Raw genomic sequence first — 22,903 nt, 5'->3', positions numbered from 1 at the left:
CCCCGCACCTTGTGGGAGCTGGCTTGCCAGCGATGGCGGTCTGTCAGTCACATCATCGTCGACAGGTCGGCCGTCATCGCGGGCAAGCCCGCTCCCACAGTGTTTTGCAGTGTTCTAAAGACTTGTGCTCGTCACTCGATCAGGAAGAAAAGATTTCCGTGTAACGACGAATCCATTGGTCATGCACAGTCGCCAGGAAGGCGTTGTCGTGCATGATCGCCTTCTCGGCAATCTGCTCCGGCGTGAGGATGTACGGGCTCTTGCGCGCTTCGGCGGAGATGATCGCCTTGGCGTTGACCGGGCCGTTGTAGATGTCTTCAGCCATCTTGCCCTGCACCAATGGGTCCAGGGAGTGGTTGATGAAGGCATAGGCCATGTCGGTATCGCCCGGACGGTTCTTCGGCATCACCGAGAGCATCAGGTCGGTGTAGAAACCTTCCTTCATGCCAAAGGTCGCGCCCAGACCGTAGTTCGGATCGCGGATCTGTTTCGGGAAGAACGCCGGTGCGTACAGGCCACCCATGTCCAGGGAGCCGGTGCGGAACAGTTCGGCGATCTGGTTCGGGTTTTCACCCAGGGTCACCACACGATCTTTCAGCTCGGCGAGTTTCTTGAAGCCCGGTTCAATGTTGTGCTCGTCACCACCGGCCAGTTTGGCGGCGATGATGATCAGGTCCATGGCCTCGGTCCAGTTCGGCGGCGGCAGGAAGATGTTCGGCGCCGCGTCGGCATCCCACAGGGAGGCGTAGCTGGTCGGAGCTTCTTTCTGGGTGCGGGTGCTGTAGACCAGGCTGTTGCACCACAGCAAGTAACCGATACCGTGGCCATTGGCGCCGGTGCGGTACTTCTCCGGTACATCGACCAGGTTGGGAATGCGGTTGAGGTCGGGTTTTTCCAGCAGGTTGGCGGCGGCCAGACCTTCGGCGCCGACGCCTGCCAGGGTGATGATGTCGTACTGCGGACGATCACCGCCGGCCTTGAGTTTGGCGACCATTTCCGAGGTACTGCCGGTGCGGTCAGCGATGACCTTGCAGCCGTACTTGTCTTCGAACGTCGCGGCGATATTGCGCAGTGCAGCCAGGCCGGTGTCATCGGACCAGGTCAGCAAGCGCAGGGTCTTGCCGGCAAAACGTGTGTCGCTGGCATTGGCCTTGATGAACGGCATGCTCATGGCTGCCGCTGCAACCGAGGCTACGCCCACGGTCTTGATAAATTGACGTCTGTTCAGATCATGCTCGCCCATTACGGACTCCCTTTGTTTTTGTAGGTATAAGGCAGGTCGAAACTGTTGCATCCGCGCGACCGGATCAGCGTTAGCCCTCGTATTTTCGGGGCTTGGCTGAGCCAGCGAGTTCATCCTGAGGTTGTGCAAAACAGCTGACTATCGATAAAAACTCATTGAAGCCATGACGCCAACGCATGCCTTCTTTCGGGGCATGCGGATGGCTTTTCTGTAGGAGCGAGCCTGCTCGCGATGGACGCAAGGGCACCGCGCTCATTCAGGTACCCCGCGTTATCGTTGACGTCCATCGCGAGCAGGCTCGCTCCTACAGGTGATCGGTGTCAGACGGCCCGGATGACGTGTTTGATTTCCTGGAAAGCCTGCAAGCCCCACGGCCCCAATTCACGGCCTATGCTGCTTTGCTTGTAGCCGCCCCAGGCGGTCTGCGGGAAGATCACCTGCGGTGCGTTGATCCACACAAGCCCCGCCTGCAAGGCGTTGGCGACGCGGTCGGCGGTCTCGACATTGCGCGTGACCACACTGGCGACCAGGCCGAACTGGCTGTCGTTGGCCAAGGCAATCGCCTCGGCTTCAGAGGCGAAACTGCGCACGCAGATCACCGGGCCGAAAATCTCTTCACACCACAACGCACAGTCGAGGGGCACTTCGGTGAAAACCGTCGGCTGCAAAAAATATCCGCGCGGCAGGTCCGCCGGGCGATTGCCACCGCAAACCAGTTTGGCGCCAGCGCTCAAACCACGATCGATGTGACCCAGGACACGCTGGTATTGCGCCTGATTGACCAGCGCGCCCATTTCCACGTTCGGGTCGAACGGGTCGGCCACGCGAATCGCTTCGGCACGGGCCTTCACGCGGCTGAGGAATTCATCGGCCAGTTCATCGGCGACCAGCACGCGGCTGGTGGCGGAGCACATCTGCCCGGCGTTGAAGAAACCACCGCCGCAAGCCACTTCCACCGCCAGGTCGAGATCGGCATCGGCCAACACCAGCAGCGATGATTTGCCGCCCAGTTCCAGGCTCACGCCTTTGACGGTTTCCGCCGCCCGCTGCATGACCTGCACGCCAACGGCGTTGCTGCCAGTGAAGGAAACTTTCGCGATACGCGGATCCGCCGACAATGGCGCGCCAACAGCCAGGCCGGTGCCACACACCAGGTTGAACACGCCCGCCGGCAAACCGGCCTCAGCAATGATCGTTGCCAGTTCCAGCTCTGGCAGCGGCGTGACTTCCGAAGGCTTGAGCACCACGCAGCAACCGGCGGCCAGGGCCGGGGCGAGTTTCCAGGCGGTGGTGACCATCGGGAAGTTCCACGGCACGATCAGGCCGACTACACCGCAAGGTTCGCGGCGCAGGCGAGCGCTGAAATCGTCGCTCGGCAATTCGATGGTGCTGTCCTGCTTCGCGTCCAGCCCTTCGGCCAGACCGGCGTAGTACTCGAACGTGGCGATTACGTCATCGACGTCGATCGCGGCTTCGAATTGCGGCTTGCCGTTGTTGCTCGACTGCAAGTGCATCAGTTTTTCACGGCTGGCCTGCACGCCCGCGGCGATTTTGCGCAGGATGGCAGCGCGTTCGACGCCGGTGGTTTTCGACCAGCCGGCGAACGCCTGGGTCGCCGCGCTCACCGCTTGATCAACCGCACGCTCATCGCCGCCATTGACCGTGGTCAACAGGGCTTCGGTCGCCGGGTTGATCACGCGCAGGTGTTCATTGCCGGCCGACCATTGGCCGTTGATGTACAGGCCATCCAGGGTAGTCGGGAAAGTCATTTCGACACCGCCTTCATCCACTCGGCCTGGTCGATTTCAATCAGGGTCGGGCCCTGGCGATCGTGGGCCACACGCAATGCGCCGCGCAATTGCTCGACACTGCTGACGGCTTCGGCCGCGCAGCCCAAGGCCTTGGCCACACCGATGAAGTCCGGGGTGTAGATGTCCACGCCGACCGGCTCGATGGCACGGTTGACCATGTATTTCTTGATCTCTTCGTAGCCCTGGTTATTCCACAGCAGCACGATGACCGGAGTGCGCGCTTCAACGGCGCTGGCCAGTTCCGGCAGGGTGAACTGCAGGCCGCCGTCGCCGATCAGGCACACCACTGGCGGGCGAGCACCGTTCTCAGCGCTGCCGCCGAGCCAGGCGCCAATCGCCGCCGGCAAGGCGTAACCGAGGGTGCCGTAACCGGTGGACGAGTTGAACCAGCGACGCGGGCGCTCCGGGTTGAACGTCAGGTTGCCGGTGTATACCGGTTGGGTCGAATCACCGACGAACACCACGTCCGGCAGTTCGTGCAGGACGGTTTCGAGGAAAAGGGTCTGGGCCAGGGTCGGTGCGTCCCAGGTCGCGGACAGGTCTGCACGCAGGCGAGCGGCCCGCATCTGGCCCCAATCGTTGCGGCGTTCGGCCAGGGATTTGTGCGACAAGGCGCTGAGCAAGGCCTGGGCGGCGTTGCGCGAGTCGGCCACCAGCGCCACGTGCGGCGGGTAGTTGCGCACGGTCTGGTCCGGGTCGATATCGACGCGCAGCAACTTGCCAGGAATTTCGAAGCCACCGGCGAAGGTCACGTCGTAGTCGGTCTCGGCCAGTTCGGTGCCGATGGCCAGGACCACGTCGGCCTCGGCGACCAGCGCACGGGTGGCGACCAGGCTCTGGGTCGAGCCGATCAGCAACGGGTGGCCGGAGGCGAGCATGCCCTTGGCATTGATGGTCAGTGCGACCGGCGCGTCCAGCAGTTCGGCCAGTTCGGTCAGCTCGGGCGCCGCGTCGATGGCACCGCCACCGGCGAGAATCAGCGGACGCTTGGCGTTGGCCAGCAATTCGGTCATGCGCGACACGGCACTCGGCGAAGCACCGGCGCGGTCGATGTTGACCGGCAGGCTGCTGAGCAGTTCGTCAGCGTCTTCGACCAACACGTCCAATGGAATTTCAATGTGCACCGGACGCGGACGGCCCGCCTGGAACAGCGCAAAGGCGCGAGCCAGCACAACCGGCAATTCCGACGCCGACATCAGGGTGTGGGAGAACGCCGCGACACCGGCGCACAGTGCGCCCTGGTTCGGCAGTTCATGCAACTTGCCGCGACCGCCGCCCAACTGGCTGCGCGATTGCACGCTGGAGATCACCAGCATCGGGATCGAATCGGCGTAGGCCTGGCCCATGGCGGTGGTGATGTTGGTCATGCCAGGGCCTGTGATGATAAAGCATACGCCCGGTTTGCCGCTGGTGCGGGCGTAGCCGTCGGCCATGAAGCCGGCGCCCTGTTCATGGCGCGGCGTCACGTGGTTGATGCTCGAACGGGCCAGCCCGCGATACAGCTCCACGGTATGAACCCCCGGAATGCCGAACACCTGCTCGACTCCGTAGTTTTCGAGTAACTTGACCAATACTTCGCCACACGTCGCCATGTCTTTGCCCTTTTTGTTCGTTTGAGACGCCGGGCATGCGCTGTGTTTATGATGGATTGGCAGGCCCGGGAATGGCCTCATTGGAACGGGCGACACGTAGCCGCAACAATGGATAAAAAGTCATACTAGCCATGTCCTCACGTCATACCTTGGATCCCAATGAAACGACTGCCTCCCCTGCCGGCGCTGCACACTTTTCTGATTACCGCGCAGTGCTGCAATTTCACCCGGGCTGCCGAACAACTGCACATCACCCAGGGCGCGGTCAGCCGGCAGATCGCCGGGCTGGAAGATCACCTGGGTTATGAGCTGTTCATTCGCCAGGCCCGAGGCCTGGACCTGACCGCCGAAGGACGGGAGTGGCTGCCACGGGTGCAGCAGATTTTCGGCCTGATCGACGAGGCCGTGGAGCAGATCGGCGAGAAGCGCGAAACCCTGCAACTCAAGGCACCGACCTGCGTCATGCGCTGGTTGCTACCGCGCCTGCTGCAATGGCAAAGGGAACGCCCGGACGTGCCGGTGGAATTGACCACCACGGTCAAGCACGGCGTGGATTTTCATCTCGAACAGTTCGATGCGGCGGTGATGTACGGCGCACCGCCAGACAATTCATTGATGTCGCAAAAACTCTTCGACGAGCAACTCACGCCGGTGTGTTCCAGACCGATGCTCGAAGGCCCCATGCCCCTGCAGATACCTGCCGATCTGCAACAACACCTGCTGCTGCACCCGACCCGCGATGAACGGGACTGGAAGGCCTGGTTGAAGGCCGCGGATGTGAATTTGACCAATGTCGGCAAGGGCCAGCACTTCGAAACACTGGACCTGGCGATGTCGATGGCGTCCCAGGGAACGGGGGTGGCGATTGGCGACTGGTCGCTGATCGGCGATGACCTGAATGCCGGGCGGCTGGTCATGCCATTCGAATTGAAGGTCACCACAGGGCTGGCGTATTACCTGGTGTTCCCCGAAAAACCCGGACCTTCACCGAAGTTACGTGAATTGATGGGGTGGTTGGTGGAGCAGGCGCAGTCTCGCTGAACCACGGGATCTGCACCACGGTATCTGTAGGAGCTGCCGCAGGCTGCGATCTTTAGACTTTGATTTTAAGATCAAGAGATCGCAGCCTTCGGCAGCTCCTACATGGGTTGCGGTGTCAGTAGCCGACTGTAAACCGCTGCCGCGAATGCTTTGGCACCTCGACTTCATCGAGCATCGCAATCGCATAGTCGGCGAACGTGATCCAGCTACGCCCTTCGCTGCTCACCAGCAAATCATCCTGGCCGAGGCGGAATGTCCCGGTGCGCTCGCCTTCGACAAATTCGGCCGAAGGCGACAGGAAGGTCCAGTCCAGATCCCGCTCTTCACGCAAGTCTGCGAGGAATTCGGCACCGGCGCTGGCCTCTGCCTTGTAAGCCTCAGGGAAACCTTCGCTATCGATCACCCGAGTACCATCGGGCAACAAGAGCGACCCGGCGCCACCCACTACCAGCAAGCGTTTGACCCCGGCCTGCTTCACCGGCCCGATGACGGCACTGGCAGGCAGCGTTGCGAAATGTGCGGCGCTGATGACTGCGTCATGCCCTTCGATGGCCGCTAGCAATGCACTGGCATCCAGAGCGTCGATGTCGCGTGTGACCACACCGGCACGCTGGCCGATTTTCGCCGTGTTGCGGGCGATCGCGGTAACGCTGTGACCGCGACGCAGGGCTTCTTCCAGCAGTTGGCTACCGGCACGACCGGTGGCACCGATGATTGCGATGTTGCTCATGACGTACTCCAGTTGGCTTGAAAGTATCGGTATCAATTAGCGCAGGCCTTTGTGGCGAGGGGGCTTGCCCCCGTTGGAGTGCGAAGCGCTCCCCCTGCATTCCATCCGTCACACCGCAAGTACGGGTTTTACGACTGCTACGCAGCCGAACGGGGGCAAGCCCCCTCGCCACAGACAAGCCCCCTCGCCACAAAAAAGCATCACAGCATCAACTCACTCCCCCCACTTCATCTCGCCCTTGGCGACTTTGGCGCTCAGTTCCAGGGAGCTTTCATCGCCCAGTGTCGGGAAGCGTTTTTTCATTGCCGCAATCAGTTCAGCGGAATCCCTGGCCTTGGCGGTTTCTTCGTCGAAGGCCTTGATGTAAGCGGCGGTGAACTGCACGGCTGCCAGGGCGCGATCGCTCTCACCGAGGTAATGACCCGGCACCACGACCTGCGGTTTCAGGGTTTCAATGGAATGCAGCGTAGCCAACCAATCGGCATGGGACTGTGGCGTTTGCGTGTCGGCCATCCACACGTGGATGTTTTGCGCCACCACGACACCACCGACGACCGCCTTGATCGAGGGAATCCACACAAAGCTGCGATCCGGCTGCGGCCCCTCAAGTCCAAGCACCTGCAACTTCTGCCCTTCGAGGATCAGGCTGTCGCCCTTGAGCACGTCCGGCACGATGGTTTTGGCCGGCACATCGACGCCCATTTTCGGGCCCCAGAAGGCCAGTTTGCCGTCGACGGTTTGCTTGATGTGGTCGACGGTCGGCTGCGAGGCGAGGACCTTGGCCTTGGGGAACGCGGCCGTCAGGGTGTCGAGGCCGAAGTAGTAGTCCGGGTCGCCGTGACTGATGTAGATGGTGGTCAGTTGCTTGCCGCTGGCGCGGATTTTTTCCACCACCTGCTCGGCCTGGGATTTGCCGAATTGGGCATCCACCAGAATCGCTTCCTTTTCACCGCTGACCAGCACCGAGGTCACCGGGAAGATGGCTTTTTCGCCGGGGTTGTAGACATCCAGCGTCAGGGTCGAGGCGCTGGCGTGGGCGGCAAAGCCGAAGGTGGTGGCCAGCAAAACTCGCTTAAGTGAGGTGAAACCGATCATCTGTTGCTCCGTGATCCCGATGCCATATTTGGCAATGCCTTTTGTAGGAGCGAGCCTGCTCGCGATGGACGTAAACGATGACGCGTACTTATCGGATATTCGCGTTGTCTGCGAGTCCATCGCGAGCAGGCTCGCTCCTACATGAATCCAGAGCTTAATTGCCTGACTCGGTACAAAAAATGCGATGCTTGAACATAGTTTGTTTCTGAAAGCGGGCAAATCATGGATCGTCTTCAAGCAATGCGCGTGTTCGTCACGGTGGTCGACCTCGGCAGCCAGTCGGCCGCCGCCGATCACCTGGAGCTGTCACGGCCGGTGGTATCGAGGTATCTGGCGGAACTGGAAGATTGGGTCGGTGCGCGCCTGATGCACCGCACCACACGCAAGTTGAGCCTGACCGCCGCCGGCAACGAAATCCTGCCCCGCTGCCGGCAGATGCTCGACTTGTCCAGCGACATGCAAGCCGCCGTCAGCGAACCGGATGACGCACCGCGCGGCCTGCTGCGGATCAGCGTCAGCACCTCGTTCGGCCAGGCGCAACTGGCCGATGCCATGGCCGCGTACGTCAAGCGCTACCCCGGCGTCAGCGTCGACATGCAGATGCTCGACCGCACCGTGAACCTGGTGGACGAGCGCATCGACCTGGCGATCCGCACCAGCAACGACCTGGACCCGAACCTGATCGCCCGCCGCCTGACGGTTTGCCGTTCGGTGATTTGCGCTTCCCCTGCTTACCTGCTCGAACATCCGGCGCCGCAACGGGTCGAGGACCTGAGCCTGCACAACTGCCTGACCCACTCCTACTTCGGCAAAAGCCTCTGGCATTTCGAGCAAGACAGCGAGCAGGTTTCAGTACCGGTGCAGGGCAACATCAGCGCCAACGAGGCCAGCACACTGTTGCGCGCAACGATCGCGGGCGCCGGGGTGGCGATGCTGCCCACCTACCAGGCCGGCGTGCACATTCACAGCGGCGAATTGATTCGCCTGCTGCCGGCGGCCGAACCCCGGCAAATGAACGTGTATGCGGTGTATGCCTCGCGCAAGCACATGCCGGCGGCGTTGCGCAGCTTGCTGGATTTTCTGGTGGTGAGATTTCCGGAAGAACCGGAGTGGGATGCGGGGCTATAGGACCCTGTGGGAGCGGGCTTGCCCGCGATTGCGGTTGATCATTCAACACTGTCATCGACTGACCTGACGCCATCGCGGGCAAGCCCGCTCCCACAGGGGACATCAGTGTTCTGAATACCGCGCTATTGCTGGCAACTCAATGGCGCTGACCTATGCTCAATGTAATACCGAAAGGTATTCGTTCAGAGGTCAACGCCATGAACATCAGAACAAGAAGGTACCTCGCGATCTTCATCACCTGCGCGGTCACGCTCGGGCTGTATGGCGCTGCCGCCTGGCGCGTCGAGCAACTGCGCAACCTGCCCCGTGAAGCTGCGAGCTGCAACTTCGAGCGCTGCATCCCCCACAACGCTACCCTCAACGCCCTCCGGTAACGAGGGGGTCAGGCTTCGTTGTCCTGATCGGCCTTCAAGCGGTCGCGGAAGGCCTTGGGCGAAATCCCCACACGACGCCGGAACAGGCGCGTGAAGTTGGTCGGATCGGAAAACCCCAACACGTCGGACATTTCATAAATGGTCATGCTGGTGTAGGTCAGCAAGCGCTTGGCCTCCAGCAATTGCCGTTCGTGCATGATCTGCAACGCCGGTTGCCCCGCCAACTCACGGCAGGTGCCGTTGAGGTGCGACACGGAAATCCCCAGCCGGTGCGCCAGATCCTCGACCTTGACGTGCTGGCGATAGGTCTCCTCCACCAGCTGAATGAAGCCGTTGAGGTATTCCCGGGCCCGCTGCGGTCGCGCCATGGCGGTGCGACGCTGGATCACCTGGCGGCTGACCCACACCACGATCACGCTGACCAGCGAATGCATGAGCATTTCCCGCGCCGGTTGATGGCTGTTGTATTCGCTCTGCAAGGCACTGAACAGGCTGTTGAGGTACTCAGCGTCCTTGCCTGCCGGGTAACTTTCGGCCTGGGCCAGGGCATTGACCGAGTGTCCCAACTGCATCTGCAGGTGGGCGATCAACGGCGCGGCCAGGGTCACGACAAAGCCTTCCACGTCTTCGGAAAAACGAAAGCCATGCACCGACAGCGGTGGCAGGATCTGGATCCCCGGTTCCACCAGTTGCGTACGGTTGCCTTCGATTTCAAGCTCTGCCTGACCTTTGAATACGAAGAGCAGTTGGCATAAATCAGCGTGGCGGTGGGGTTTGATTTCCCAATGATGTTCGCGGCTGCGTTTGGAAATGGTTTCACAGTGCAGCAAGTCCGGGGTCGGCCAATCCAGGCTTTCACCGTAGAGCTTGAACACCGGAATCGAAGGCAGGTCAGGCTTGTTCATCACTTCAATCCAGGCCTCGGAGTTTGATGGCGGGCGATAATCGCACCGATTGGCAGAATGTACAGCTATCGGCTCAGTTTTCACCTTCAATTGACAGACTCGCAAGGGAAAAATGCAAGCACTCGATCCATAAAAATCATTCACCGACCCTGGTCGCGTGAAGCTTGCGAGTCATAAAAACAATGAAAACGCTGAAAACCCAGGTCGCCATCATTGGCGCCGGCCCCTCTGGCTTGCTGCTTGGCCAATTGCTGCACAACGCCGGTATCGACACCCTCATTCTCGAACGTCAGACCCCAGACTATGTACTGGGCAGAATCCGCGCCGGCGTGCTTGAACAAGGCATGGTAGAGCTGTTGCGCCAGGCCGGCGTGAGTCAGCGCATGGACGCCGAGGGGCTGGTGCATGGCGGCTTCGAACTGGCCCTCGACGGGCGCCAGGTGCACATCGATCTGCACGCCCTCACGGGTGGCAAAACCGTGATGATCTACGGCCAGACCGAGGTCACCCGCGACCTGATGGCCGCCCGTCGGGAGGCCGGCGCGCAGACGATTTACCAGGCAGCCAACGTCGTTCCCCACGGAATGAAAACCGATGAAGCCTTTGTCACTTTTGAGAAGGATGGTGAGACCTGGCGACTCGATTGCGACTACATCGCCGGTTGCGACGGCTTCCATGGGGTGGCGCGGCAATCGATTCCCGCCGACAGCCTGAAAGTCTTCGAACGGATCTACCCCTTCGGCTGGCTCGGGATCCTGGCCGATACCCCACCGGTCCACGACGAACTGGTCTACGCCCGCCATGAGCGTGGTTTTGCCCTGTGCAGCATGCGCTCGCCGACACGCACCCGTTACTACCTTCAAGTGCCCACCAGCGATCATGTCGATCACTGGTCGGATCAACGCTTCTGGGATGAACTCAAGACGCGTTTGCCACAGGCGTTGGCAGACAAACTGGTGACCGGCCCGTCCATCGAAAAAAGCATCGCGCCGCTGCGCAGCTTCGTGGTCGAACCGATGCAATACGGGCGGATGTTCCTGGTCGGCGATGCCGCGCACATCGTTCCGCCCACCGGCGCCAAGGGCCTGAACCTGGCAGCCAGCGATGTGAGTACGCTGTTCAATATCCTGCTCAAGGTTTACCGTGAAAACCGCCTTGATCTGCTGGAGAAATACTCGCAAATCTGCCTGCGCCGGGTGTGGAAGGCCGAGCGGTTTTCCTGGTGGATGACCTCGATGCTGCACCGTTTCGAGGACCACGATGCCTTTAGCCAGCGTATTGCCGAGTCGGAACTGGAGTATTTCATCGGCTCCGAGGCGGGTCGAAAAACCATCGCGGAAAACTACGTCGGGCTTCCTTATGAGGCTATCGAATAGCCTGCTATCGACTTACACTGGCGAGCATCCCCGCTCGCCTTGCCTCGTGCGGGTCAATCACTGCCCGCAGGTTTTCCCGTGACCAATCTCCATCAGCCTGAAACGCCCAAACCCGCCATCCGCAGCGTGCTGATCGCGCTGATGCTGGCAATCTTCCTCGGGGCGCTGGACCAGACCATCGTCGCCGTGTCGATGCCGGCCATCTCCGCACAGTTCAAGGAAGTGAGCCTGCTGGCCTGGGTGATTTCCGGCTACATGGTGGCCATGACCGTGGCGGTGCCGATCTACGGCAAACTGGGCGACCTGTACGGGCGGCGCAAGTTGATGCTGTTCGGCATGGGCCTGTTCACTCTGGCGTCGGTGTTCTGCGGCATGGCCCAGAGCATGGAGCAACTGGTTCTGGCGCGAATCTTCCAGGGCATCGGGGCCGGCGGGATGATTTCGGTGAGCCAGGCGATCATCGGTGACATCGTGCCGCCACGGGAGCGCGGTCGTTATCAGGGTTATTTCAGCAGCATGTACGCGGTGGCCAGCGTGGCCGGCCCGGTGCTCGGCGGTTACATGACCGAATACCTGTCCTGGCGCTGGGTGTTCCTGATCAACCTGCCGCTGGGCCTGGGTGCCTGGCTGGTGGCCCATCGCACGCTGGCGGGTCTGCCGGTTCCGCAACGCAAACCAGTCATCGATTACCTGGGCACCGTGTTGATGATCATCGGGCTGACGGCATTGTTGCTGGGCATCACGCAGGTTGGTCAGGGTCATTCCTGGCGCAGTACCGAAGTGCTGGCGCTGCTCGCTTGTGCGGTGCTGGTGCTGGGGCTGTTTGTCGTTCACGAGCGACGGGCACGGGAGCCGTTGCTGCCTATGCATCTGTTCGCCAACCGCCCTGCGATCCTGTGCTGGTGCACGATTTTCTTCACCAGTTTCCAGGCCATCTCGCTGATCGTATTGATGCCGTTGCGCTTCCAGAGTGTCACCGGCGCCGGGGCCGACAGCGCCGCCCTGCATCTGTTGCCACTGGCCATGGGCTTGCCGATGGGCGCGTATTTCGCCGGCCGCCGCACCTCGGTGACCGGGCGCTACAAACCGATGATCCTCACCGGTGCCGCGCTGATGCCCATCGCGATTATCGGCATGGCGTTCAGCCCGCCGCAGGCGTTCGTCGTGAGCAGCTTGTTCATGCTGCTCTGCGGGATTGCCTCGGGTATGCAGTTCCCGACATCGTTGGTCGGCACACAGAACTCGGTGGACCAGCGGGACATCGGCGTCGCCACCAGTACCACCAACCTGTTCCGTTCGCTGGGGGGTGCCGTGGGTGTGGCGTTGATGTCGGCGCTGCTGCTGGCCTTGTTGCAGGATTCAAGTTTTGCGCACCTGGCCGGCTCGTCGCTGATTGCCGAAGGCAGTTCCGGGAATGTGCTGCTCGACGGGTTGAACGCCGCACCAGGTGAGGCGCAGAACGCCTTGCGTGCTGAATTGCTGCTGACGTTCCGGCACTTGCTGACGGTCAGTGCGGTGGTGTCGTTGCTGGGGCTGGCGGCGGCGATTGCCATGCCGAACATGTTGTTGCGCGGGCGCGAGGACAAGGTTCGATAGGTAGACCGTGTTGCCTTCATCGCGGGCAAGCCCGCTCCCACAAGTATTGATGTCGTTCACAAAATCTGTGGTCAACACTCAAACCTGTGGGAGCGGGCTTGCCCGCGATGGCATCCTCATTGAAACCCTAAAATCAAGGGCTGTAATACCCCACTGCCACCAGAAAATGCCCGACCTTCTTCAGGTAGGCATGCTTGTTCTCGACCTTGCCGGTCACCGGGTTTTTCCAGCGGTATTCGTATTCGCCGTAATCCTGTTTGGCCATCAACGCCAGGATCGGCTCGCCCACCGGCTTGCCTTCCGGGTCTTCGATCTTGCTGAAGTCGGTATTGATCAGCCGCAGGTTGGTGCCGTGGGCCACATAACGCCGGGTGTCCAGGTCGACGACAAACACATACAGATCATCCTGCAGGTAGCCGCCCTTGAGGGAATTGATCGCCGTCAGGGTGCCCTTTTCGTCCTTGGCCAGATCGGTTGCCGCTTTATTCAGCAAGGCCATGGCCTGTTCAGCGGAGGCCCGGGGCAGGTAATAACCGACCGCCAGTATCCGCTGGCCGATGCGCTGGTAGTAGACATGCTTGCGCTCGACCTTGCCGTCGTTCCAGTTCTGCCAGCGATACTCCGCCTGCTGAATGCCATTACCCTCCGGTACTTTCAGGGCGTCCTTGAAGGTTTTCTGCAAGTCCGGCCCAAGCACTTCCGATACGTCCCGGCCAATCAACGCCGACGACGGTCCGCCGCTGGCAAGCATCACGCCCTTGGTGTCGAGCACAAAGACGTAACGGTCCTTGTCGACAAACTCGCCCTGGCGACTGAACGCCGCAAAGGCCTTGTCGCCGTTCTGGTGGTAGTAGGCCAAGGCTTTTTCCAGCAGGGCGATGGCCGCCTTGCTGTCGTCCTTTTCCGTCCCGGCGGCTTGTGCCTGGCCCAGGGACAGTAAAAACATGCCGCATAGCAAGGCGGCCTTATGCAGAAACCCCATTGCGCATCCCTCGTTCCTGATGGTGTTTCAAGAGCGTAGACGGCAATGGGGGGAGGCATGGATATTCAGGAAAACGCTGAGTGCTGTGGTGCGACGGGCTTGTGTGGTGAGGGGGCTTGCCCCCGTTGCGCTGCGAAGCGGCGCTAAAACCTGCGACCGGTGATGGCCTGACACACCGCGGTTACCGGTTTTACGACTGCTGCGCAGCCGAACGGGGTGGTGCGGCATTCCGACAAGCCCCCTCGCCACAGCAAGGACTCCCTCGCCACAAGTGCTTGTTTTACTGCCGGGCGCGCAACTGCTGTTGCAGGTTCTGGATCTGCGCCTGAAGGGTATTGATGTTGCGGGTGACCTGGCTGCGGAAGGCATCGAACTCGGCGGTATTGGTCGCGCCCGGTGCGGCGGCCGGACGGTTGTCCTGCACGCTCTTGAGCACGACGATGTCTTGCTCGAGACGCTCGATGGCAGCGCTGGGGTTGCCTTGTTTCTTCAGAGCGACGATATCGGCACCCAGGCTTTTCAACTGCGCATCGAATTTTTCCGCGTCGGACGGGGCACTTTTCAGGGCGGCCACTTCAGCACTCAAGGCTTTGACCTCGGCCTGCAACTGCGCATTGACCGCCTGATGTTCGGTGTCCTGGGCAGTCATCTGTGCAAGGCGCTTGTCCACTTCGGTGGTTTGCGCGGTCATTTGCGCCAGTCGCTTGTCCAGTTCCGAGGCCTGGCCGGCCACACCTTGCTGCTGGGTGCTCTGGTCCTGGAGCTTGCCTTCCAGCTGGCGGATTTGCAGCTTCAAGGCCTCGCTGTCGCTGGTGACACTGGTCTGGCTGGCCACAACCTTTCCGGAAATATCCTGCAGGCGCCCCGCCGCTTCCTCGCTGATCCGGGCGAAACTTTCCTGGGTCGCCACCAGTTGCTGTTCCATCAGGGAGATCTGCTGAAAGCTCCACCAGGCCAGGCCCGCGAACGCAAAGAACAACGCCCCGACCAACGCCCACAGGGGACCGGTACTCGCCGCCTTGACCTTCACCACCGGCGCCGTGCGCGAATGCACGACCGTGCGAACAGTCGGCGGATAATCGTCATCGAGAACGTCTGCACGCAGGCTCGGTACATCGTCGAAGTCGTCGTTGGCATCGTTTCGCATGGACATTGAATCAACCTTAGTGAATCACATAATGGCTTTATGCCGCGCAGTATAAACCCCACAGCCGCAACCATTGACCCCCAAGCCCGTATCCGGTTCAGAAATGGCACGGTGTTCGAGCCTCAGCGAATATCCTGCGCCTTCCACCAACCACAGAATTCATCGAGCGCCGTCCAGAGGCTGACTTTGGGATCGTAATCCAGATAATGCCGGGCGCGGCTGATGTCCAGGGTGAAATTTTTGTTCATGACTTGCATGCCCAGGCGCGACAGCGTCGGTTCGGGACGCCCCGGCCACATCTTGCACACGCCCTCGTTGAGCGCCGCCACGCTGTAGCCCAGACCGTAGGAGCGGTAGCGGGTAACCTGCGGGACGTCCATTTTGCGCATGACGTAATTGACCACGTCCCACAAAGGAATCGGCGTGCCGTTGCTGATGTTGTAAGCCTTGCCCAGCGCGGAACCGCTGGCCAGCAAACTGCTGAGCAACGCCTCGTTGAGGTTTTGCACGCTGGTGAAGTCAACTTTGTTCAGACCGTTGCCGATGATTGCCAGGCGCCCCTTGCGCTGCATGTTCAACAGGCGCGGGAAGATGCTCATGTCGCCGGCCCCGGTCACGAAACGCGGGCGCAGGGCCAGGGTTTCGAGACCGAACTCCTGGGCGCCGAAGACTTTTTGCTCGGCCAGGTACTTGGTGGCGGCGTAGGGATGTTTGAAGCGCTTGGGCACCTGCTCTTCGGTCAGGCCCAGGTGATCTCGACCATCGAAATAGATCGACGGCGAGGACAAATGCACCAGCCGCCGTACCCGTTGCTTCAGGCAGGCTTCAACCACGTTCTCGGTGACCTGGACGTTGCCCTGATGGAAATCCTGATAACGCCCCCACAAACCGACGGCACCGGCGCAATGCACCACGGCCTCGACGTCCGAACACAGTTCGCGCGCCAGTTCCGGGTCGCTCAAATCCCCCTGGATGAATTCGGCGCCGCGGCGAACCAGATGCTCCACACTTTCGGCCCGGCGACCGTTGACCCGCACGTCCAGGCCCTGCTCCAGGGCAAAACGCGCAAAGCGTCCGCCGATGAAGCCGCTTGCGCCGGTAACCAGAATTTTCATGAATTGCTCCGAATATTTCGTTTTGCGTATTACGTGAGGTCTTGACGCTGCGCGTCAGTCCAAGGGCACCAGCCATTGCTTCGATGCGCTGACCAATTGATCGGTGAGCAGCCCCAGCAACTGACCGCCATTACGCCAATGATGCCAGTACAGCGGCACATCGATCGGCTTATCTGGCAATAACTCCCGCAATACGCCCCTTTCAAGCTGCTCGCGTACCTGCAGTTCCGGAACCAGGCCCCAGCCCAGACCGGCTTCGGTCAATCGAATGAAGCCTTCCGAAGACGGGCATAAATGGTGCTCGAAACCACCCTCGACACCGAGGGACGCAAGATACCGATGCTGCAGGAAATCGTCCGGGCCAAACACCAGCGCCGGGGTGCGGGCCAACTGATCGGCGCGTACGCCTTGTGGAAAATGCCGGGCAATAAAAGCCGGACTGGCCAGTGCACGGTAACGCATGGCCCCCAGCAACACGCTGCGCGCGCCCGCCACCGGACGCTCGCTGGCGCAGACACAGGCTGCCACCTCGCCGGCACGCATGCGCTTGAGGCCGACGGTCTGGTCTTCGACCACCAGATCCATCAACAGATGCTGTTGCGCGCAAAACTCCCCCACCGCCTGCGCCCACCAAGTGGCCAGGCTGTCGGCGTTCAGGGCGATCCGCAGGCGTTCGGGCAGGCCTTCTTCATCCAGTGCCGGCACCAGGCTTTGCAAATCCCGCTCAAGCAAGCGCACCTGCTGCACATGGTTGAGCAACCGTCGACCGATTTCCGTTGGCGTTGGCGGTGTAGCCCGCACCAGCACCGGCTGGCCAACCCGCGCTTCAAGTAGCTTGATGCGCTGGGATATCGCCGATTGCGACAGGCCCAGCACCTGGGCTGCCCGTTCAAAACCGGCCTGTTCGACCACGGCGGCCAGGGCAGAAAGCAATTTATAGTCGAACATCAGTTTTCCTAATGAGCGATCAGCAAGATTGGTTTTTCTTATACAGCCTTCACAGGGACAATGACCAGCAAGAACTCTTGAACAAGGATCACCCCCATGGCTGGCGAAACTTCATTGGCAACGCTGCTGCGCAGCATGAGCCCGCAACTCAATGCCGGCGAATACGTGTTCTGCACCCTGCGCGACGGCCAGTTGCCTGCGGGCCTGGAGATTGTCGGCAGCTTCCGTGAGCAGGAAGGCCTGACCGTGATACTCGAACGCTCCCAAGCCGAAAAAGCCGGGTTCAGCTTCGACTACGTCGCCGCCTGGATCACCCTGAACGTGCATTCGGCACTCGAAGCGGTTGGCCTGACCGCCGCATTCGCCACGGCATTGGGCAAGGCCGGCATCAGCTGCAACGTGATTGCCGGCTACTACCACGACCATTTGTTTGTCGGCCAGGCCGACGCCGACCGTGCCCTGCAGGTGCTGCGGGATCTGGCAGCCAACGCGGAGTAAAAAATCATGTGGCAAAGTTATATGAACGGCCTGCTGGTGGCCTTTGGCCTGATCATGGCGATCGGCACCCAGAATGCGTTTGTCCTCGCGCAAAGCCTGCGGCGTGAACATCACCTGCCGGTCGCGGCACTCTGCGTGGCCTGCGACGCCCTGTTGGTGGCGGCCGGGGTGTTCGGCCTGGCGACGGTATTGGCTCAGAACCCGACCTTGCTGGCCATCGCCCGCTGGGGCGGTGCAGCGTTTCTGTTGTGGTATGGCAGCCAGGCACTGCGCCGGGCTTTTTCGAAACAGAGCCTTGAGCAGGGCGAGGGTCAGACCGTACGCTCGCTACGGGCGGTGATGCTCAGCGCGCTGGCGGTGACCTTGCTCAACCCGCACGTCTACCTGGATACCGTTTTGCTGATCGGCTCCCTGGGCGCACAACAAACCGAGCCCGGCGCTTATGTGGTCGGCGCGGCCAGTGCCTCGCTGCTGTGGTTCTTCACCCTGGCGCTGGGGGCGGCATGGCTGGCACCCTGGCTCGCCCGCCCCGGTACCTGGCGAATTCTCGATCTGTTGGTGGCGGTGATGATGTTTGCCGTAGCGCTGCAGTTGATCGCGGCCATCTGATTCGCGGAACCTCTATTCCACACAGTTGTTGCGTGGTTATGCCGCCCCCCCGGTGCTATGATCCGTCTCCCTGCGCCGCAAAGAGTACAAACTCCCCGGCGCTTGTCTGGCCGCCCGTGATCGGCCTTGCGCTCACCGCAACTGACCTGATTAGGAGAATCATCATGGCTTTCGAATTGCCGCCGCTGCCGTACGCACACGATGCCCTGCAGCCGCACATTTCCAAGGAAACTCTGGAATTCCACCACGACAAGCACCACAACACCTACGTCGTGAACCTGAACAACCTGGTGCCAGGCACCGAGTTCGAAGGCAAGACCCTGGAAGAAATCGTCAAGACTTCCTCGGGCGGTATCTTCAACAACGCCGCACAGGTCTGGAACCACACTTTCTACTGGAACTGCCTGGCGCCAAACGCTGGCGGTCAACCAACCGGCGCACTGGCTGAAGCCATCAATGCAGCTTTCGGTTCGTTCGACAAGTTCAAGGAAGAGTTCAGCAAGACTTCCATCGGCACCTTCGGTTCCGGCTGGGGCTGGCTGGTGAAGAAGGCTGACGGTTCCCTGGCCCTGGCCAGCACCATCGGCGCCGGCAACCCGCTGACCAACGGCGACACCCCGCTGCTGACCTGCGACGTCTGGGAACACGCTTACTACATCGACTACCGCAACCTGCGTCCGAAGTACGTCGAAGCGTTCTGGAACCTGGTCAACTGGAAATTCGTGGCTGAGCAGTTCGAAGGCAAAACCTTCACCGCTTAAGCTCGACGCCAGTCAAAAAAACCCGGCTTTTTAGCCGGGTTTTTTATTGCCCGGGATTTTTCAGCGTTCTGCAGGGCCCCTTCGCGAGCAGGCTCGCTCCCACATTTGATCTGTATACGACCCGATCCAGTGTGGGAGCGGGCTTGCTCGCGAAGAACGATGACGCAGTTAGCCTGCCAACTACTGCGGATCGAGGTTATCCAACGCGCGACTCCCCGCCAGCTCCGCCAACATGACAATCTGCGAAATGGCCAACGCTGTGTTGCGCTGGGGGCCATTCAGGTAGGTGGCGAAATCACTCGCCAGGACATTGGCTGAAGCCAGTGATTCACAGGCGTGGGCAAGAAGGGTTTCAGTGTCCATGTCGGGAACGATCATGAACATGGTGTGGGGGCTGTAGGGTTTGGTGGTGCTGCTGGGGGGATCGGGGATTAACTTATCCACTGAAATATTCCTATGCGGTGGGTGCCACCCATAGCCGTTCTCACACGGCAAAGAGGTGGCAGCTATGTGCGAGGTGAGAAAACCGGTCATAGGCACCCGGCCAGACAAAAGTCTGCCCGCACACAGCCGCCATAACGCATTTACAGACAGCGGAAAAGCTGGCGGCAATTATGCGGATACTGGCACTGGATGACTATGACTTGCCGGGTTCTCACACCCGGTCGCTGAGTTTTCAGCGACAGTCAGAGGCTATTGAGTCCACTTCCGACGGGCAACCTGAAAACAGCGTGGGAAACTTCTGGCGCTTTCCTACACCGCGCCATCTCGCAGAAACGTAACGCGGAGCGTCCCTGGCATCACTCCCACGCGGGCGTCTGGGATTGATCAGCGTGGAGGAGTGGGAGATTGGTCGGCTGACAGGCCGTCATCGCAGGCAAGCCAGCTCCCACAGGGTCAAAGTACATCCGCCAGATTCAGGTCGGCTGTCAGGCCGTCTTCGCAGGCAAGCCAGCTCCCACAGGGTCAAAGTACATCCGCCAGATTCAGGTCGGCTGTCAGGCCGCCTTCGCAGGCAAGCCAGCTCCCACAGGGTCAAAGTACATCCGCCAGATTCAGGTCGGCTGTCAGGCCGCCATCGCAGGCAAGCCAGCTCCCACAGGGTCAAAGTACATCCGCCAGATTCAGGTCGGCTGGCAAGCCGTCATCGCAGGCAAGCCAGCTCCCACAGGGTCAAAGTACATCCGCCAGATTCAGGTCGGCTGTCAGGCCGCCATCGCGAGCAAGCCCGCTCCCACAGAAGAGCAAAGGCAGAGCGGCGTACACAGAGGCTCTTCACCACTCATCAGGCCGAGCGTTAGCTCGCCTGCAGCTCTTGATCTTGATCCACCCGCCCCCTCGGCAGGCTGAGTGGAGGTGTTCATCCGGGGATGGGCGCGCAGCGCCGTTCGACGCAGTCGAACTCATTGCATGTAGGTCGAAGCGAAGCCGACCGGAGGGCAATGCCCCCGGATGAATGCCGGAGCGAAGGAACCCCGAGCCTCAGCGAGGGGCCGTACGTAAGGGGCGAGACCTTTGGTTCCTTTGGGGCGTTTGCCAAAGGGACTCGCCGTAAGGGCGAAACCATAAGCCGCCGTTACCGCAGAAACGGATATGTACCCGGTTAAAAACCCAACAACGAAACAAGCCTCGAGCCCCTTGCCCCACCGCCACAGACAGCTAACATCAAACAAAAGGAAAATATCTCCACCCCGCCCCTCAAGTTGAAGGACTCGACAACCGACACAGTGCGAATAGGCTAACTCGTCAAGACAACTGCAAATCAGCCAAGCTGCAGGCAAAATCCCCCAAGGATGATTGTCCCTTTGACTGCCATCACGGGATTGCCAATACTCATGGCAACTTGATACTACCCGCACGGAACAAGGAATATCCCTTTGAAGCTGGAACTCAAGAACAGCTTGTCGGTGAAGTTGCTCCGGGTCGTGCTCCTGTCGGCATTGATCGTCGGTGTGGTCTTGAGCTGCGCGCAGATTGTGTTCGATGCCTATAAAACACGCCAGGCCGTCGCCAGCGATGCCGAACGCATCCTCGACATGTTTCGCGACCCCTCGACCCAGGCCGTCTACAGCCTGGACCGGGAAATGGGCATGCAGGTGATCGAAGGCCTGTTTCAGGACGCCGCCGTGCGCAAGGCCTCCATCGGCCATCCCAACGAAGCCATGCTCGCGCAAAAAACCCGCGAATTGCAGCACTCCCACAGCCGCTGGCTGACCGACCTGATTCTTGGCAAAGAACGCACCTTCACCACCCAACTGGTCGGTCGCGGGCCTTACAGCGAGTATTACGGCGACCTGAGCATCACCCTCGATACCGCCACCTACGGCCAAGGGTTCATTGTCAGCTCGGTGATCATCTTCATCTCCGGCGTACTGCGCGCGCTCGCCATGGGGCTGGTCCTGTATCTGGTCTATCACTGGCTGCTGACCAAGCCGCTGTCGCGAATCATCGAGCACCTCACGGAAATCAATCCGGATCGTCCCAGCGAACACAAGATTCCGCTGCTCAAGGGCCACGAGAAAAACGAACTGGGCATCTGGATCAACACCGCCAACCAGTTGCTCGAGTCCATCGAACGCAACACCCATCTGCGCCACGAGGCGGAAAACAGCCTGTTGCGCATGTCCCAATACGATTTCCTGACGGGACTGCCGAACCGGCAGCAATTGCAGCAGCAACTGGACAAGATCCTCATCGACGCCGGCAGGTTGCAGCGCCGGGTCGCGGTGTTGTGTGTCGGCCTCGACGATTTCAAGGGCATCAACGAGCAGTTCAGCTACCAGACCGGCGACCAGTTGCTACTGGCCCTGGCCGATCGCCTGCGCGGCCATAGCGGTCGCCTGGGTGCCCTCGCCCGCCTCGGTGGCGACCAGTTCGCCCTGGTCCAGGCCGATATCGAACAACCCTACGAAGCCGCCGAGCTGGCACAAAGCATTCTCGATGATCTGGAAGCGGCGTTTGCCCTCGACCATCAGGAGATTCGCCTGCGCGCCACCATCGGCATCACCCTGTTCCCCGAGGACGGCGACAGCACCGAGAAGCTGCTACAAAAGGCCGAGCAGACCATGACGCTGGCCAAGACCCGCTCGCGCAACCGCTATCAGTTCTATATCGCCAGCGTCGACACGGAAATGCGCCGCCGCCGCGAGTTGGAAAAAGACCTGCGCGATGCGCTGGTCCGCAATCAGTTCTACCTCGTCTACCAGCCGCAGATCAGTTACCGAGACAACCGCGTAGTGGGCGTCGAAGCCCTGATTCGCTGGCAGCACCCCGAGCACGGCATGGTGCCACCGGACCTGTTCATCCCGCTGGCCGAACAGAACGGCACCATCATTGCCATCGGCGAATGGGTGCTGGACCAGGCCTGCAAACAATTACGCGAGTGGCATGACCAAGGCTTCAGTGACCTGCGCATGGCGGTCAACCTGTCCACGGTTCAATTGCACCACGCCGAACTGCCACGGGTGGTCAACAACCTGCTGCAAATGTACCGCCTGCCGCCACGCAGCCTGGAACTGGAAGTCACCGAGACCGGCCTGATGGAAGACATCAGCACCGCAGCCCAGCATCTGCTCAGCCTGCGCCGCTCCGGTGCGCTGATCGCCATCGATGACTTTGGAACCGGCTATTCATCCTTGAGCTATCTCAAGAGCCTGCCGCTGGACAAGATCAAGATCGACAAGAGCTTCGTTCAGGACCTGCTCGATGACGACGACGATGCGACCATCGTTCGCGCCATCATCCAACTGGGCAAGAGCCTGGGCATGCAGGTGATTGCCGAAGGTGTGGAGACCGCCGAACAAGAGGCCTACATCATTTCCGAAGGCTGCCACGAAGGTCAGGGATATCACTACAGCAAGCCATTGCCGGCGCGGGAACTGGGCGTTTACCTCAAGCAGGCCCAACGCAGTAACGCGGCTATTTTGTAACCCCCCTGCAGGAGCGAGCCTGC

Annotated in this window: 20 protein-coding genes; 9 read left to right on the top strand and 11 right to left on the bottom strand. The window is 60.7% G+C overall.

Annotated features, from left to right (window positions below; all coding sequences use genetic code 11):
* Nucleotides 1-139: 139 nt before the first annotated feature.
* The 3 genes from KW841_RS15845 to KW841_RS15835 form a co-directional block, all read right to left on the bottom strand.
* A complete protein-coding gene (locus tag KW841_RS15845) occupies nt 140-1,243 on the bottom strand; it encodes an extracellular solute-binding protein (RefSeq protein ID WP_007978499.1) in 1,104 nt (367 codons plus the stop codon).
* Nucleotides 1,244-1,563: 320 nt separating this feature from the next.
* The gene (locus KW841_RS15840; protein ID WP_218477829.1) at nt 1,564-3,012 is read right to left on the bottom strand and encodes an aldehyde dehydrogenase family protein; all 1,449 of its coding nucleotides are present in this window, start codon (nt 3,010-3,012) and stop codon (nt 1,564-1,566) included.
* Nucleotides 3,009-4,646, bottom strand: a complete 1,638-nt coding sequence (locus tag KW841_RS15835; RefSeq protein ID WP_218477827.1) for a 5-guanidino-2-oxopentanoate decarboxylase — start codon at nt 4,644-4,646, stop codon at nt 3,009-3,011. The genes KW841_RS15840 and KW841_RS15835 overlap by 4 nt, the downstream gene beginning before the upstream one ends.
* A gap of 159 nt (nt 4,647-4,805) precedes the next feature.
* On the opposite strand from KW841_RS15835, the gene KW841_RS15830 reads away from it, so the two are divergent.
* Entirely contained in the window at nt 4,806-5,687 is an 882-nt protein-coding gene (locus KW841_RS15830) for a LysR substrate-binding domain-containing protein (RefSeq protein WP_218477825.1), read from the top strand.
* Nucleotides 5,688-5,802: 115 nt separating this feature from the next.
* Here KW841_RS15830 and KW841_RS15825 read toward each other — a convergent pair whose 3' ends face one another.
* Entirely contained in the window at nt 5,803-6,417 is a 615-nt protein-coding gene (locus KW841_RS15825; RefSeq protein WP_218477823.1) for an NAD(P)-dependent oxidoreductase, read from the bottom strand.
* Nucleotides 6,418-6,630: 213 nt separating this feature from the next.
* Nucleotides 6,631-7,512, bottom strand: a complete 882-nt coding sequence (locus KW841_RS15820; RefSeq protein ID WP_218477822.1) for an MBL fold metallo-hydrolase — start codon at nt 7,510-7,512, stop codon at nt 6,631-6,633.
* A 222-nt stretch (nt 7,513-7,734) separates the two neighbouring features.
* Here KW841_RS15820 and KW841_RS15815 point away from each other — a divergent pair, with 222 nt between their 5' ends.
* Nucleotides 7,735-8,640 (top strand): LysR family transcriptional regulator, encoded by a 906-nt coding sequence (locus KW841_RS15815; protein WP_218477819.1) that lies wholly within the window; start codon nt 7,735-7,737, stop codon nt 8,638-8,640.
* Between the two features lie 197 nt (nt 8,641-8,837).
* On the top strand, nt 8,838-9,014 hold the full coding sequence (locus KW841_RS15810) for a hypothetical protein (protein ID WP_007978514.1): 177 nt from the start codon (nt 8,838-8,840) through the stop codon (nt 9,012-9,014).
* A gap of 8 nt (nt 9,015-9,022) precedes the next feature.
* On the opposite strand, the gene KW841_RS15805 is transcribed toward KW841_RS15810, so the two are convergent.
* Complete coding sequence (locus KW841_RS15805; protein WP_218477810.1) at nt 9,023-9,919, bottom strand: helix-turn-helix domain-containing protein; 897 nt, start codon at nt 9,917-9,919, stop codon at nt 9,023-9,025.
* 191 nt (nt 9,920-10,110) lie between these two features.
* Between KW841_RS15805 and pobA the strand changes: the two genes are divergently transcribed.
* Nucleotides 10,111-11,295: a 4-hydroxybenzoate 3-monooxygenase gene (gene pobA, locus KW841_RS15800; protein WP_218478246.1), complete on the top strand. Its 1,185-nt coding sequence runs from the start codon at nt 10,111-10,113 to the stop codon at nt 11,293-11,295.
* A gap of 78 nt (nt 11,296-11,373) precedes the next feature.
* Complete coding sequence (locus KW841_RS15795) at nt 11,374-12,891, top strand: MDR family MFS transporter (RefSeq protein ID WP_218477801.1); 1,518 nt, start codon at nt 11,374-11,376, stop codon at nt 12,889-12,891.
* Nucleotides 12,892-13,024: 133 nt separating this feature from the next.
* On the opposite strand, the gene KW841_RS15790 is transcribed toward KW841_RS15795, so the two are convergent.
* The 4 genes from KW841_RS15790 to KW841_RS15775 form a co-directional block, all read right to left on the bottom strand.
* Nucleotides 13,025-13,873, bottom strand: a complete 849-nt coding sequence (locus KW841_RS15790) for a cache domain-containing protein (protein ID WP_007978522.1) — start codon at nt 13,871-13,873, stop codon at nt 13,025-13,027.
* Between the two features lie 280 nt (nt 13,874-14,153).
* Nucleotides 14,154-15,026: an ATPase gene (locus KW841_RS15785; protein WP_218477792.1), complete on the bottom strand. Its 873-nt coding sequence runs from the start codon at nt 15,024-15,026 to the stop codon at nt 14,154-14,156.
* 116 nt (nt 15,027-15,142) lie between these two features.
* The gene (locus tag KW841_RS15780; protein ID WP_015096658.1) at nt 15,143-16,135 is read right to left on the bottom strand and encodes an NAD(P)-dependent oxidoreductase; all 993 of its coding nucleotides are present in this window, start codon (nt 16,133-16,135) and stop codon (nt 15,143-15,145) included.
* Between the two features lie 54 nt (nt 16,136-16,189).
* Nucleotides 16,190-17,083, bottom strand: coding sequence for a LysR family transcriptional regulator ArgP (locus KW841_RS15775; RefSeq protein ID WP_007978530.1), 894 nt, complete (start codon nt 17,081-17,083; stop codon nt 16,190-16,192).
* A 96-nt stretch (nt 17,084-17,179) separates the two neighbouring features.
* On the opposite strand from KW841_RS15775, the gene KW841_RS15770 reads away from it, so the two are divergent.
* The 3 genes from KW841_RS15770 to KW841_RS15760 all read left to right on the top strand — a co-directional run bounded on the left by KW841_RS15770 (nt 17,180) and on the right by KW841_RS15760 (nt 18,951).
* Nucleotides 17,180-17,581: an ACT domain-containing protein gene (locus KW841_RS15770; protein ID WP_218477790.1), complete on the top strand. Its 402-nt coding sequence runs from the start codon at nt 17,180-17,182 to the stop codon at nt 17,579-17,581.
* A 6-nt stretch (nt 17,582-17,587) separates the two neighbouring features.
* Nucleotides 17,588-18,190: a LysE/ArgO family amino acid transporter gene (locus KW841_RS15765; RefSeq protein ID WP_007978535.1), complete on the top strand. Its 603-nt coding sequence runs from the start codon at nt 17,588-17,590 to the stop codon at nt 18,188-18,190.
* Between the two features lie 164 nt (nt 18,191-18,354).
* Nucleotides 18,355-18,951: a superoxide dismutase gene (locus KW841_RS15760; RefSeq protein WP_008022038.1), complete on the top strand. Its 597-nt coding sequence runs from the start codon at nt 18,355-18,357 to the stop codon at nt 18,949-18,951.
* 180 nt (nt 18,952-19,131) lie between these two features.
* Here KW841_RS15760 and KW841_RS15755 read toward each other — a convergent pair whose 3' ends face one another.
* Complete coding sequence (locus tag KW841_RS15755; RefSeq protein WP_218477787.1) at nt 19,132-19,395, bottom strand: DUF6124 family protein; 264 nt, start codon at nt 19,393-19,395, stop codon at nt 19,132-19,134.
* Between the two features lie 1,433 nt (nt 19,396-20,828).
* Between KW841_RS15755 and KW841_RS15750 the strand changes: the two genes are divergently transcribed.
* Entirely contained in the window at nt 20,829-22,880 is a 2,052-nt protein-coding gene (locus KW841_RS15750; protein ID WP_218477784.1) for a bifunctional diguanylate cyclase/phosphodiesterase, read from the top strand.
* Nucleotides 22,881-22,903 lie beyond the last annotated feature (23 nt).

The organism is Pseudomonas sp. PDM28, from assembly GCF_019219115.1.
GTDB classification, from domain to species: domain Bacteria; phylum Pseudomonadota; class Gammaproteobacteria; order Pseudomonadales; family Pseudomonadaceae; genus Aquipseudomonas; species Aquipseudomonas laurylsulfatiphila.
This window is presented reverse-complemented; position numbering and strand designations above follow the sequence as displayed.